The 13,365-nt window shown below is 72.0% G+C and carries 13 protein-coding genes; 6 read left to right on the forward strand and 7 right to left on the reverse strand.

Annotated elements, in window-relative coordinates; all coding sequences use genetic code 11:
- The first annotated feature begins 13 nt into the window (after positions 1-13).
- Positions 14-961, forward strand: a complete 948-nt coding sequence (locus DVR07_RS04615; protein ID WP_115795582.1) for a twin-arginine translocation signal domain-containing protein — start codon at positions 14-16, stop codon at positions 959-961.
- 1 nt (position 962) lies between these two features.
- Entirely contained in the window at positions 963-3,068 is a 2,106-nt protein-coding gene (locus DVR07_RS04620; protein ID WP_115795583.1) for an outer membrane protein assembly factor BamB family protein, read from the forward strand.
- 134 nt (positions 3,069-3,202) lie between these two features.
- Here DVR07_RS04620 and DVR07_RS04625 read toward each other — a convergent pair whose 3' ends face one another.
- Positions 3,203-3,949 (reverse strand): hypothetical protein, encoded by a 747-nt coding sequence (locus tag DVR07_RS04625; RefSeq protein WP_115795584.1) that lies wholly within the window; start codon positions 3,947-3,949, stop codon positions 3,203-3,205.
- A gap of 267 nt (positions 3,950-4,216) precedes the next feature.
- On the opposite strand from DVR07_RS04625, the gene DVR07_RS04630 reads away from it, so the two are divergent.
- The 3 genes from DVR07_RS04630 to DVR07_RS04640 all read left to right on the forward strand — a co-directional run bounded on the left by DVR07_RS04630 (position 4,217) and on the right by DVR07_RS04640 (position 7,437).
- Complete coding sequence (locus DVR07_RS04630; RefSeq protein WP_115795585.1) at positions 4,217-5,224, forward strand: hypothetical protein; 1,008 nt, start codon at positions 4,217-4,219, stop codon at positions 5,222-5,224.
- Between the two features lie 135 nt (positions 5,225-5,359).
- Positions 5,360-6,577: an ABC transporter substrate-binding protein gene (locus DVR07_RS04635; protein WP_115795586.1), complete on the forward strand. Its 1,218-nt coding sequence runs from the start codon at positions 5,360-5,362 to the stop codon at positions 6,575-6,577.
- Positions 6,577-7,437, forward strand: coding sequence for an ABC transporter permease (locus DVR07_RS04640; protein ID WP_205254480.1), 861 nt, complete (start codon positions 6,577-6,579; stop codon positions 7,435-7,437). The genes DVR07_RS04635 and DVR07_RS04640 overlap by 1 nt, the downstream gene beginning before the upstream one ends.
- A 28-nt stretch (positions 7,438-7,465) precedes the next feature.
- Here the strand turns inward: DVR07_RS04640 and DVR07_RS04645 are convergent, their stop codons facing one another.
- Entirely contained in the window at positions 7,466-8,221 is a 756-nt protein-coding gene (locus DVR07_RS04645; RefSeq protein WP_240318849.1) for an ABC transporter permease, read from the reverse strand.
- Positions 8,222-8,264: 43 nt separating this feature from the next.
- Positions 8,265-9,077, reverse strand: a complete 813-nt coding sequence (locus DVR07_RS04650; RefSeq protein WP_115795588.1) for an ABC transporter ATP-binding protein — start codon at positions 9,075-9,077, stop codon at positions 8,265-8,267.
- Between the two features lie 219 nt (positions 9,078-9,296).
- Between DVR07_RS04650 and DVR07_RS04655 the strand changes: the two genes are divergently transcribed.
- Positions 9,297-9,995 (forward strand): DJ-1/PfpI family protein, encoded by a 699-nt coding sequence (locus DVR07_RS04655; protein WP_115795589.1) that lies wholly within the window; start codon positions 9,297-9,299, stop codon positions 9,993-9,995.
- Between the two features lie 22 nt (positions 9,996-10,017).
- Here DVR07_RS04655 and DVR07_RS04660 read toward each other — a convergent pair whose 3' ends face one another.
- The 4 genes from DVR07_RS04660 to DVR07_RS04675 all read right to left on the reverse strand — a co-directional run bounded on the left by DVR07_RS04660 (position 10,018) and on the right by DVR07_RS04675 (position 13,295).
- Positions 10,018-10,749: a YqjF family protein gene (locus tag DVR07_RS04660; protein ID WP_240147435.1), complete on the reverse strand. Its 732-nt coding sequence runs from the start codon at positions 10,747-10,749 to the stop codon at positions 10,018-10,020.
- A gap of 4 nt (positions 10,750-10,753) precedes the next feature.
- On the reverse strand, positions 10,754-10,990 hold the full coding sequence (locus DVR07_RS04665; RefSeq protein WP_115795590.1) for a hypothetical protein: 237 nt from the start codon (positions 10,988-10,990) through the stop codon (positions 10,754-10,756).
- A gap of 131 nt (positions 10,991-11,121) precedes the next feature.
- Entirely contained in the window at positions 11,122-11,997 is an 876-nt protein-coding gene (locus DVR07_RS04670) for a polymer-forming cytoskeletal protein (RefSeq protein ID WP_115795591.1), read from the reverse strand.
- Positions 11,994-13,295: an MFS transporter gene (locus tag DVR07_RS04675; protein ID WP_115795592.1), complete on the reverse strand. Its 1,302-nt coding sequence runs from the start codon at positions 13,293-13,295 to the stop codon at positions 11,994-11,996. Before DVR07_RS04675 ends, DVR07_RS04670 begins: the two co-directional genes overlap by 4 nt.
- Between the last annotated feature and the right edge of the window lie 70 nt (positions 13,296-13,365).

The following is a 13,365-nucleotide window of genomic DNA, read 5'->3' on the forward strand; positions in this document are numbered from 1 at the left end:
CCAGTTGCGACGCATGGTACACGGACATCGCGAGCGGAGTATCTCCGACGAGCAGCGCCGGGAGTTCCTGAAGGCGCTCGGCGTCGGCGGCGCGGTCGCCGCCGGGGGTGCGACGCTCGACGACGTGCGGGAGGCGGTCGGAACCGGAGCGTCGGAAGAACTCGCGTCGGTGGGCGAGGCGATACGGAGCGACCTCGCAGGCGAACTCGACGCAGAACTGCTGGCGAGCGGTCACGAGGACGTCGCCGCCGCGGCCTCGGGGCTGACGGCGGTCCCCGAGCGCGGCCTCCCCGGAATGGACGAGGGGCCCCGCGAGGAGTTCGCGGCGGTCGCGGAGGCGGCCCGGCCCGTCTACGACCACCTGGGCGAGGTCGGCTTCTTCGAGAGCACGACCGAGCGGCTGCCCGAGTTCACGCCGACGTTCATCGAGGACAGCGTCCGGCGGTTCGTCGTGAGCGACGGGCTGGCGGGGTCGCTGTCGGACCTCGGCTTCGACCAGCAGGAGCTGGTCGACCTGCTGGCGACGACCGTCAACCACCGCGAGCGCATCGGCGATCGTCACTGGGTCTCGACCGACGAACTCCCGCGCGAGGAGCTGGAGTTCGGCGAGTACGTCCCGCCGATGACGAAGGCCGCGGCCGGCGGCGTCCTGCTGTGGCTCGAGGACTTAGACGACCACGTCTGGACGAACGCGGTGCTGCTGACCGACGACATCCTGGCCGACGCCGCGTGGGACGCCCGCGGGATGGCGGCCGGGTTCGACCTGATGGTCGACGGCGCCCGCCGCGTCGCCGACGGCGACTCGCACGGCGCCGACACCGGCGACGACGAGCTCGCCGGCCTGCTGTCGAGCGGCTTCGCGCTGCAGGCCATCTCGCAGAACCTGCTGCCCGAGGACGCCTACTGGATCGACGAGTCGGCCCGCGCGCAGCGAGACAACGACCTGGAGATTCCCAACTAACATGCCCGCCGATATCGACCCCGAGAACGAGGAGATCGAACCGGAGGAGCGACCGCACTACATCGACACCGGCCCCGAGGCCCGCGGTGAGGACGAGCACGTCCGGTACAACATCCAGGAGGCCGCGGCCACCGAGTACCGGTTCGCCGGGCGGATCGCCGGCTGGGAGGCGCGCGCCCCGTCGCGACTCGAGGGCCAGGTGAACCCGACGCTCGAGCTGGAGGCCGGCCAGACGTACAGCGTGGTCTGGGAGAACGTCGACGGTGCGCCCCACGACTTCGTCATCCAGGACGCCGACGGGAACCGGATCGTGGGGACCGAGGTGTACGCCTCGCAGGGCGAGACGGTGACGCTGTCGTTCCAGGCCACCGAGGAGATGTCCCGGTACATCTGCACCGTCCATCCCAACTCGATGGTCGGAGACGTCCAGATCGCGGGCGAAGGGCCGAGTCCCGGCGGCCAGCAGGAACCGATCCAGCAGCCGCCCGGCCCCGGAGCCGCGGAGGGCGACGTCCCCGAGCTCTCGGTGACGACTAACATGCTCCGCGAGGACCGCGACCGCCGCGACTCGTGGCTCAGCTACGACAAGGGGCTGGGTCAGCGGGGGTACACGCCCGCCGACCGGCTCGACGCCGACAACGTCGCGAGCCTCGAGCAGAAGTACACCATCCCGACCGACAGCGCGGGGATGGAGACGAACCCGGTGATCGTCCCCTCGGACCCGCCGGTGATGTACTACACGACGAGCAACCTCTCCATCGTCGCGGCCAACGCCAGGAACGGCAAGAAGTACTGGCAGTTCAAGTACGCGCTGCCGGAGGACGCGGTGGGCCAGACCGGCCGCAACCGGGGCGTGGCGGTGTGGAAGGACAAGGTGTTCTTCGCCACGACCGATTCGTACCTGGTGGCGCTCGACCGCTACACCGGCGAGAAGGAGTGGGAGACCCTGATGCTCACCGAGCGCCAGCAGCAGGAGATGGACCGGCCCGAGCGGATGTCCATCAGCCAGGCGCCCATCGCCTACGACGGCCGGATACTCGTCGGCATGTCCGGCGACTTCGGCGGCTGGTGCGTCGCCTCCTCGGTCGACGCCGAGTCGGGCGACGTCCAGTGGACGGTCAACATGGCACCGGAGGACGCCTGGGTCGGGGACAGCTGGCGGTTCGCGAGCAACGCCCCGTGGATGAACCCCTCGGTCGACCCCGAGACGAACACGGTGTTCTACTCGGTGGGCAACCCCTGTCCGATGATGAACGGCATCGTCCGGCCGGGCCCGAACAAGTACTCGAACTCCATCGTCGCGGTCGACATCGACTCGGGCGAGATCAACTGGGCGAGCCAGCAGATACCCCACGAACTGTGGGACTACGACAGCCACGCCACCCCGACCGTCTTCGACCTCGAGGTCGACGGCGAGACCCGCCGCGCGGTCTCGACCGACCAGAAGGCCGGCTGGACCTACGTCTACGACGCCGAGACCGGCCGGCTGCTCGAGCGCACCGCGCCGTGGACCAAGCAGGACCACGAGTGGGCCGACCACTTCCTGGCGCTCCCGCCGCGGGGCGAGGAGAACGCCGGGACCTGCTGGCCCGGCACCATCGGCGCGACCGAGTGGCCGCCGTGCGCCTACGATCCCGACACCGGCATGCGGTACGTCGCCGCGGTCGAGGCGGCCCAGCGGGTCTCCTACGACCCCGACTGGGAGTACGAGACCCAGGGCGACATCACCCTCGCCGAGGGCGGGTCGCGGCTCGCCTCGGAGGACACCACCCACAACGCGTACGTCCAGGCGGTCGACCCCGCGAGCGGCGACCTCGCGTGGCGGACCGAGCTCCCGGACGTCAACCCCGAGTGGTCACACTGGCGCATCTGGCCCGGCGGCACGACCGCCACCGGGGGCGGCGTCCTGTTCGTCCCCTCGTCGGGCGGCCACGTCTACGCGCTCGACACCGAGACCGGCGAGCGCATCTGGAGCGCCGAGACCGACGCCGACCGCATCACCCCGGCGCCGGTGGTGTGGGACGACCCCACCGAGGGGACCCAGTACGTGGCGGTCGCGGCCGACGACGAGATAACCGTCTGGTCGTCCGGCGGCTTCGAAGAGTAAGTCCGGACCGGCGCTTCCCGTCGGTTCGCCGAAGATTTTCCGCGGCTCTCGTATTCGCGACTCGGCCGCCCTCGGGAACCGGGTTCGGTTACGTATCGCTCTGCGGAGAGAAACCGGAAGCGGCCGGAGAACGACTACGCCGATTCCGCAACCGTCGCGGCGCCCGCTCTCGCCGCCTGGGTCGCCTCGGTCGTTGCGGTCCCGTTCGTCGCGGGCCCTTCGGCGAGCGAGACCCGGAACGACCGGACCGTCTCCACGCTGGCGTTGCCGACCGTGATGGCCGGCGACGAGGCGTTCACCGGGGCGTCGCCCGCGACGTTCCCCGGGTTCGAGAGGTTCAGGCCCGCGGCCGACTGCACCGTCACGCTCTCGACGACGACGCCGTCGACCGTCCGGTTCCGGATGCCGACCCGCCGAACCGACCGGTTCGTCACGTTGAAGCCGCCGCCGAAGGGGACGCCGAAGGCCGAGAGCAGCTGGCGGCTCCGTATCGTCGCGTCCCTGATGCGCACGTCCGAGAGGTTCGCCCGCCGGACGTGGACGCGCTCGAGCGAGACGTTGGCGAGCGTCACGTTCCGCTGCTGACCCATCTGGCGGACCGTCAGGTTCCGGACCACCACGTCGGTGGCGGTGACGTCGCGGAGCGCCACCGTCTCCGCCGAGAGGTTCCGCACGCCGACCCCCTGTCCGGACTGGGCCCGCGCATCGGCGGCGGAGATATCCGAACCGGGCGACTCGAAATGTATATCGTCGTGCTCTGGGACCGGTGTCTGCGACCGGTCGTCCGGTCCGGCCGGGACTGTGGCTCCGGCCGCGAGCGGCGCGGCGACTGCGAGCGCGATGGCGGCGACTACCAGCGTCGGGTATTCGCTGTCGAGCATTCACGGACAACCGCACGCAGACGCCCTTAAATCGGCGTCACCGTTGCGCGGGCGCGGCGGCGTCCGCCCGGCGGTAGTGAGTCGTTCCCCGGAGACCGGAGGCGGACCCTCCCCCCGACCGCGGCCGGCCGACCGGATTAACCCCGGTGTAACGTCCCGGCCGGAATCGAAACGCCGCTGTAATTCGAAACGGAGCGGAATGCCAGCGCCGGGTCGTCACAACGGACTCGGTCGTTTATCCGCGGGCTCGGCGTACCGAAGCGCGGAATGAACGACACACTGGCGATACTGATGGCACTGGTCCTCGCGCTCACCGGCGGGGTGGCCGGGTTCCTCGGCGGCGCCGGCCCCGCCCAGTCGGGAGCGGGAACCGGTGACGCCGCCCTTCAGGAGACGACGACGGCGCAGGCGGAGACGACGCAGGCACAGGCGACGACGATGCGAGCCGAGACGACCGCGTCCCAGCAGTCGCAGGCCGACAACGGGACCCAGCAGGCCCAGTCCTCCGACGCGGCGCAGGGCTCCGGGACCCACGTCGAGGCCCGGAACGTGACCGTCGAGCAGCTCACGCTGCGTAACGTCACGGTCACGAACGCCCAGTTCGACCAGCTGACGCTGGTGAACGCCTCGGGCGAGAACGCGACCGAGCGGACCTACAGCGACGTCACGGTCCGGCAGATCGCGTCGACCGGGTTCGCGACCGACCTGACGGTCGAGAACGTCACCATCAGGAACGAGTCGCTCGCCGAGGCGCTCATCGAGGAGACCGGCCGAGTCCGCATCGAGACCCGGCTCGTCATGGACGAAGCCGTGCTCCAGAACCGGACCGTGAGCGGGCTCGCGGTCGAGAGCGCGACCGTCAACGTCGGCGCGACCGAGAACGTCTCGGTGTCGCGGGACGGCGGGGCGGCGGCCACCGGCGGCGACCAGTCGGCGGGCCAGCCCGCACTGGCCGCCGAGACCGCGGTGGTCGAGAACTACTCGCTGACCCGGCTCGAGCTGTCGGGGGTCTCGCTCGGCCAGGCCGGTGGGAACGAGACCGCCGAGGCCGCCGAGACGACCGCCGACGCGGCCGGAACCACCACCGCCGCCGGGCAGACGACTTCGGCGGAGGGGACTACCACGGCCCAGCAGACCACCGCGACCGACGAGGCCCAGACCACGGCCGGCGGCCAGACGACCACGCCGACCGAGACGACGCCGGCGGAGGCCCGGAGCGGCGCGACCGACGACGAGACGACCACCTCGGCCGACGGGAACCAGACCGAGGGATGACGACTCGCTGAGGGGACCCGTCGCGCCGGACGGGAACCGCTCAGGACGAGACGAGAGTGGGGGTCGGCGGGCGCGCCGACCCCTCGTCCGCCCGAACCATTATACGGCTGATAGCCGAACCTCCTGTGGGACAACATGGGGGAGACACGACGACAGTTCCTTCGAGCGACGGGTGTTTCGGCGGTCGGACTGGCGGGCGCGGTCGGCGGGGCGGCCGGCCAGTCGGACGGGGTCAGTCTGCTGCTCAACTGGAAGCCCAACGGGCTCCACATCCCCTACTACGCCGCGAGGGCGCGGGGGTACTACGAGGAGCAGGGCGTGAACCTGACCCGGATCAAGAGCGGGCAGGGGTCGGACTTCGCGGCCAAGCAGGTCGGCCTCGGCAACGCGCCGCTCGCCGTCACCGGCGCCAGCCAGGTGCTCAACATCAACACCAGGGGGTTGAATCCGCAGTCGGTCGGGGTCGTGATGCAGCGGAGCCCGGTCGTGGTGTTCACGACGAGCGACGCCTTCGGCGGGCCGATGGACCGCGTCGACCAGCTCGCCGGGAAGACGGTCGGCACCGGCCCCGGCATGGTCCGGATACTCACGAAGCTACTGCTTGAGCGGAAGGGCGTGCTCTCGGAGGTGGAGCTGGTCGACACCGGCTTCGACACGGTCCAGCAGCTGCTCAGCGGCAAGATCGACGCCGCCGGCGGGGTGTTCGCCGACGCGGTGACCGCGCGCCGGCAGGCGGGCGAGGTCTACTCGATTCCGGTGGCCGAGACCATCCCCTCGTACGGGCACGTCGTGGCCGCCAACTCACAGTTCGCGGCCGACAACCCAGAGACGGTACGGGGCTTCCTGAACGCGACCGCCCGGGGCGCGGCGTGGGCGACCGACAACCCCGAGCGGGCGACAGACCACCTGGTCGAGGCCAACCCGGCCATCTCCGAGACCGCGGACGTCCAGCGCGCCAAGTGGGTCGAGATGGCCGGCGACTACGTGCTGTCGGACGCGGTGCGCCGGCGCGGCTGGGGGTGGAGCGACGCCCAGCCGTGGCAGACGATGTACGAAGCGCTCCGGGACGCGGAGCTCCTCGGCGGCGAGACCGACCCGACGTCGGTCTGGACCAACGACTACCTCGACACGGAGTACGAGTACGTCGGGCAGTACGCGTCGCAGGTCACGCCGCCGGAGTCGACCGCCACCGGGACGATGGCAGGCGGCGCCGGCGCGACCGGGACCACCGCGGCGGGCGCGTCCGGGACGACGACCGGCACCGCGACGGGCAGCGACGCCGGAACGACCGCGGCCGGCGGCACTTCGGAGCCGACGACCGTCGAGACGACGGCGGCGAACGGTTCGAACTGATGGACGGCTCGGGGTCGCGGGCGTCCGGGTCGCGCTCGTCGGCGTCGGGGACGCCCGCGTCGGACGCGACGTCGCGCCGGCAAGACATGCGGACCCGGACGTCGGCCGCGACCCGGGCCTCGGGGCTCGCGGCGCGCGCCGCCCCGGCAGTCGTCACCGCAGTGCTCGCAGTGGTCGCGTGGTGGGCCGCCGCCCGGACCGCCGACGTGCCGGCCGTCGTCCTTCCGAGTCCAGTCGACGTGGGCGCGGCGTTCGCAGCCCACTGGCGAATCCTGCTCGAAGCCGCCGGCGTCACCGCGCTCACCGCGGGTCTCGGCGTCGTCGCGGGAGCGCTCGCGGGCGGGGCGCTCGCGGTGGCGATGGCCGCCTCCGAGACGACCCGTGCGGTGGTCAGGCCCTACGTGGTCGCGCTCCGGGTGGTCCCGCTGGTCGCGGTCGCGCCGCTGCTGTTCCGGTGGTTCGGCGACGGAGTGGGGGCCCGCGCCGCGCTGGCGGCCACGCTGGCAGTGTTCCCGGTGACGATCGCGACCTACCAGGGGCTTGCCGCGACGCCCGACGAGTTCGTGGCGCTCGCTCGGTCGGTCGGCGCTTCGCCGGCGACGCAGTACCTCCGGGTGCGGCTCCCGGCGGCGGCCCCGCAGGCGTTCGCGGGCCTGAAGGTCGCTGCCGCCGCGAGCGTGGTCGGCGCGGTGGTCGCGGAGTTCCTGACCCTGACCGCGGGCGTCGGCTACCGGGTGTTCCGGGCGTCGACCCGGCTCCAGACCGCCCGGATGCTCGCCGCGCTGGGAGTGCTGGCGCTGCTGGGCGTCGGCTTCTACCTGGTGCCAGCGCTTGTCGAACGCCGATTCGACTGGGGGTAGCGGACGGGGCTGCAGGAACGCGAGCGGTTCACCGCCAGTCGATCCGGTTCTCGACCGCGACGACGGCGCCGTACACCGCCATGCCCTCGGCGAAGAGGACGACGACCGCCGCCAGCACCACGTCGGTCTGGACGTTCTCGGCCCCGATGAGGACGAGGTAGCCCAGCCCCTCGTCGGTCAGGATCCACTCGGCCACCACCGCGCCGACCGTCGCGAGCGCGGCCGACTGCTTGAGGCCGGCGAACACCGAGGGCAGCGCGGCCGGCACCCGGACGAACAGGAACGTCCGGACCGGGCCGGCGTCGACCGACCGGAGCAGGTCGAGGTACTCCTCGGGGGTCCCGTCGAGCCCCGACGCCGAGCTCACGTACGTCGGGAAGAAGGCGACGAGCGCGACGAACCAGAGCGCGGTGCCCGCGCCGGTCCCCAGATACACCAACAGTAGCGGCGCGACCGCGATCTTCGGCAGCACGCGCGCGGTGACCAGATAGGGGTAGAGCGCTCGCCGGAGCAGCGTCGAGTGGACCGTCACCGCGGCCGCGCCGAACCCCGCGAGCACGCCGGCCGCGCCGCCCCCGAGCACGGTCCGGAGGGTGACGAGCCCGTTGTGCGCGTAGAGCCCCGGCCGGGAGGCGAGCCGGTCGGCGACCGCGACCGGCGATGGGAGCAGGTACGGCGGGACGCCGAGCAGCGCGACCACCGCCCACCAGACCAGAACGCCGACGGCGAGGCCGCCCGCCGGCAGCGAGACCCGCGCGGCCGGAATCCGGTCGGCGTAGCTCACCGGCGCCCGCACCTCCGGAGCCGGAACTCGGTCGTCGCGGGCCTCATCGCAGCTCGTACCCCTCGTGGAGCGCGGTCCGGACCCGCGCGACTTGCTCCTGGAACGCCGCGGTGCCGTACACCGACTCGTCGCGCGGTCGGGGGAGTTCGACGTCGAACACGCCGGCGACCTCGCCGGGCTGGTCGCTCATCACCACGCACCGGTCGGCGAGGAACACCGCCTCGGGCACGCTGTGGGTGACGAACAGCACCGTCTTGCGCTCCTCGCGCCACACCCGCCGGACCTCGACGCCCATCTCCTCGCGGGTGAGCTCGTCGAGCTCGCCGAACGGCTCGTCCATCAGCAGCACCGAGGCGCCGAGGTGGAGCGCCCGGGCGATGGCGACCCGCTGACGCATCCCGCCCGAGAGCTCGGCGGGCCGGGCGTCGGCAAATCCCGAAAGGCCGACCGTCTCTAGCAGGTCCATGGCCCGGTCGCGGTCGGCCGACTTGCCGGCCATCCGCCGGAGGAAGGTCACGTTCTCGAGCGCCGACTTCCAGGGCAGCAGCGCGTGGCGCTGGAAGACGAAGCCGAACTCGCCCTCCCGGCGAGCGGCGTCGGGCGGCCGGCCGGCGACCCGGACGTCGCCCGCGGTCGGTTCCTGGAGGCCGCCGACCGTCCGGAGCAGCGTGGTCTTGCCGCAGCCCGACGGGCCGATGACCGTGACGAACTCCCCCTCACCCACCCGGAGGTCGACGTCCGCGAGGGCGCGCACGGCGTCGAACTCGACCGTCACGCCGTCGAGCCGAATGGCGTCGTCGCGTCGCTGGTCGGCCGACTCGCCCGCCGCGCGCACGCCGGTCTCGTCGTCTACCATCGAGTTCGTGGGACGTAACGGCGCCGAGACATAGGTGGTTTTCGCCCGGCAGGGCCGAGCGGCGCGACGCCGTCGAACGCGACGCGCTCCCCCTGTCCGAGCCCGGAGACGTTCACGCGCCGGGAGCGATGCGATTCGCCCACCCCCGGCCGATTTCGGATCCGGGTTTATAAGGTAGTTGCCAAAGCGGGTTTACGCGGGACACCCCAACGACCACCCGTGCCTTCTGCACTGTTTGTCGTGAGCGAAGAGGGGTACTGGGGAGAGGAGTGCGTCGAGCCGCTGCAGACGCTCGACGACGAGGGGTTCGACGTCACGGTCGCCACGCCGAGCGGGTCGCCGCCGGTCATCGACCCGACCTCGACCGACCCGGACGCGCCGTTCGTCGACGAGGAGACCGCCGAGCGAGTCACGGAGGTCCACGAGAACGACGAGCGACTGAACGACCCGGTGGCGGTCGCGACGCAGGACGCCGCCGACTACGACGTCGCGGTGTTCCCCGGCGGCCACGGCACCGAGTGGGACGTCAATCAGGATACACACGCCCGTCAGCTTCTGCGCGAAACCCTCTCGGGAGACGACGGCAAGGCGATGGTCGTCTGTCACGCCGTCGCCCTGCTGGCCTTCGCCCGGGACGAGGACGGCGAACCCATCGCAGCCGACCGGAACGTGACCGGGTTCCCGAACGAGTGGGACGAGGACATCGTCGACGACAACGACGTGCTGCCCGACGGCCGCAAGATGCCCTACTGGGTCGAAGACGAGGTCAGGGCCGCGGGCGCCAACTGGGACGCCGAGGTCGACTCGGACGCGAGCGTCACCGTCGACGGCGACCTCGTGACCGCCCGTGGTCCGGAGTCCTCCCGCGAAGGCGCGAGGACGCTCCTCGACGAACTCGGTGTCGAGACGTCGGCCTGACGGGGCGGCCGCGCCGTCCCGCTCAGCGTCCCGGGTCGAGCCGCCGACTCGGCGACGTCGTCACGTCGACCCCCGGGCTGTAGTAGCAGACCGGGTCGCCCTCGGGACGGGCGAACCCGTCGGCACGGAACAGCGTGTTCTCCCGGACGTCCATCTCCGCCTCGGCCAGCGGCCAGCGCGGGTGGTCGACGTCGGCGTACCGGATCGCGCCCGACTGGGCCTCGGTGTAGAACCGGTAGCGCTCGGTCAGGAACTCCGCGAGCGACCCGGACTCGGACCGGAACGGCCCGCCGGTCGGCCCGTAGGTCGCCGAGAAGTGGACCGGCCGCGCGCCGGGATGGCGCCGGCGACTCTCGAACCGGACGGCGTCGCCGGAGTCGGTGCAGTCGATGTCGGCCCAGTAGTACGGCAGGGCGTGGAGCAGCCGGGCTCCGAGGACCGCGGCCGGGCCGACGCCGGGCAGACCGTCGGCGTCGAGGTTGAAGAAGTAGACCCCGGGCGTCCGGTCGTCGAACCGCGACGGGTCGGGCCGGACGTACGTCCGGAGGTTGAGCTCCGGGAGCCGGAAGCCGAGCCCCCGGGGCAGCAAGCGGGGTCGGAGGTCGACGTTGACGAACGGCACGACCGAGAGGTACGCCCGGCCGTCGTGGGTGTCGACCTCGAGCGCGTCGGGAATTCGAGGTTCGACGGTCGCCGGGTCGACCGACCAGTTGGCGAACAGGACGTCGCGCCAGCCCATCGCGAGCGAGAGCATGCGGTCAGTCGCTCCCCGTCGCAGACGCAGCGGGGTCGTCGGCGTCCGGGATCTCGGTGAAATCGCGACGCTCGACCGCCCCGGCGATTCCGTAGGCGACCCAGCTCGCGGCGGCGGCGACGGTCCCGGCGACCAGCCCCGCCCGGAGGCCGGTCCGCCGGTCGCGGACCGCGCACCCGACGAGGTACGCGACGACGAACGAACTGACCCAGCTCAGGACCGCGCTGGCGGCTCTGCTCATATCGGTCTCTTCGGACAGCAGGACAAAAAGCTACGTCCTCCTCGGCGCGCCGACCCGGTTCTCACCGCCACACCCCCGGGGTTCGACCCGGCGGAGGGGGTTGCACGACCCTCGCCCCGGGCCGCGGCCGGTCACTCCGGGAAGTCCGCGAGCGCGGGCTCAAACTCTCGGAACCCGTAGTACGTGACGAGCACCGCGCCCAGTCCCGTCGCGACGAGGACGAACTGGACGGCGGTGCCGACCAGCGGAACCCGGCCGAGCAGGTCGACGGCGACGACGACGAGCGCGGCGCCGGCGGCCGCGGCGAGGTCCGGGCGGTCGCCGGGGAGCGCCCGGCCGACCAGGTAACCGTAGGCGACGTAGGCGTAGGCGACGGTGAGCAGACCGACCGCGAGACCGAAGAGGCTGACCGGGATGAGGACGAGCGTGAACGCCATGAAGACGAACAGCGCCAGCGCGGTCGCCCCGGTGAACGCCCCCACCACGCCGCTGACGACCGGGTGGTGGACGACCGAGTCGCCGACGTTCCGGAGCAGCGCGGGCTCCCGACGGGCGAGGAGGCCGGCCGCGAGCGCGAGGACGAGCGCCCGCAGTGCGAGGAAGCCGTACTCCCGGGCGGGCGAGGGCTCCTGTTGCACTATCGGAACCGTCGTCCGCGTTCCGACCGTCGCGCCCGGTGCGACCGAGGCGTTGCCCGCGATGGTCCGGAGCTCCCCGGCGACCGCGCCGGTCCCCACGACCGTGACGTTCCCGGCGAGCTGGTCGACGTCGCCGTCGAGTCGCCCCCGGATCCGGAGGTCGCCGCCGACGACGTAGACGGGGCCCGAGACGTTCTCGTTCGCGGGAACGGTCACCGTTCCGCCGCCGACCACCAGCACGTCGTCGATCTCCGTGATCTCGCGGTCGCCCTCGAAGACGACCTCCATCTGCTCGACGCGCTCGCCGCTCAGCGACAGCAGCAGGACCACGACCACGAGCAGCGGCAGCAGTTCGACGGGGTCGGTCATCCGGCGCTCGCCTCCCGGGCGGCCGCGACGAGGCGCCGGAGGTACACCGCCGCGACCAGCCCCGCGAACAGCAGGAGCGCCAGCGCGTTCACGAGGTTGAGGTGGGACAGCAGCGTCACCTCGGCCGCCTCGAAGTAGAGCGCGACCGCGGTGCTGAGGAACGTCGCGACCCAGCCCGCGAGCCCCACCCCGAGCGCGGTGTGAGCTCCCACCGTGTCCGGCGTCGAGAGGTCGGGCCAGAGCGCGAAGTTGAGCGTGGTGTAGAAGCTGACCGCGACCGCGTACACCGCCGAGTTGAGCGGGGAGGCTCCGCCCGACGCGAGGCCGGGGAACCACGCCGCCACGCGAACGTCGGTCGTGTAGAACAGGTGGGTCAGCGAGAACAGGCCGAACACCCACGCGAACAGCCAGTTCCGGTCGAAGTTCGCGTAGAGGACGCCGGCCACGAGCGCGCCCAGCACGTGGACGACGCCCAGGAAGAGGTGGTCGGCGAAGTCGGGCGACCGCCACGCGCCCCGGACCAGCGCCGGCGTCTCGACGATGCGGAGGAAGCCCAGGCTGTCGACGAAGAAGACGCCGAACATCAGCGCGACCGGCCCCCAGAAGGCGACGCTCCGGGTCCGGACCGGGCGGGGGCGACAGAACCGGCCGACGCCCCACTCCTCGTGCTGGTCGGCGAGCCCCGCGAGCAGCCGGTTCGCCGGCCCGACGCGGCCCGACGCGAGGACCCCGAGCGCGAGCGCGCCGGGGACCATCGCCGCGACCATGATCGCGGCGAACGATTCGATGCTCCAGTCGAGCGGGTAGACGTTCGCCGCGAAGTAGGCGAGGGCGGTGGTCGCGGCCGCGACGTAGCCCCGGTCCTCGACCGGCACGAGGTCGACGGTGAGACCGAACGAGGCCGGAATCCCGACGCCGAGCGCGACCGACGCCGCGACGATCCACGCGCCGAACGCCGGGACGGTCCTGATGGCGGGGGCGCCCGCGGTCAGGACCGTCTGGAGCGCGACCACGCCGAACAGCAGCCGGAGCTTGACGAGCAGGTCCGCGCTCCAGCCACGGCGGTCCATCGTCACCCCGGTCGCGACCGCGACGCCGAACGTCAGCAGCGCGAGCGCCGCCATCCACACCGAGACCTGGGTCTCGGTCATCCCGACCAGCCGGGTCCCGAGGTCGAGCAGGCCCAACTGGACGAACGTGACGTTGTAGTAGTAGCCGGCCGCGAGCAGCGCGACGAACAGGCCGTACCCGACCGCCGGCGTCCACCGGCGCTCCCGGAGGAATCCGAAGAGTCGCATCCGACAGTCAGATCGACGCGTTCACCCTTCAAACCCCGCATCGAGAGGGGTCGTGGACGCGTCCGGTGAC

This window comes from Halorussus rarus (assembly GCF_003369835.1).
Lineage (GTDB): Archaea > Halobacteriota > Halobacteria > Halobacteriales > Haladaptataceae > Halorussus > Halorussus rarus.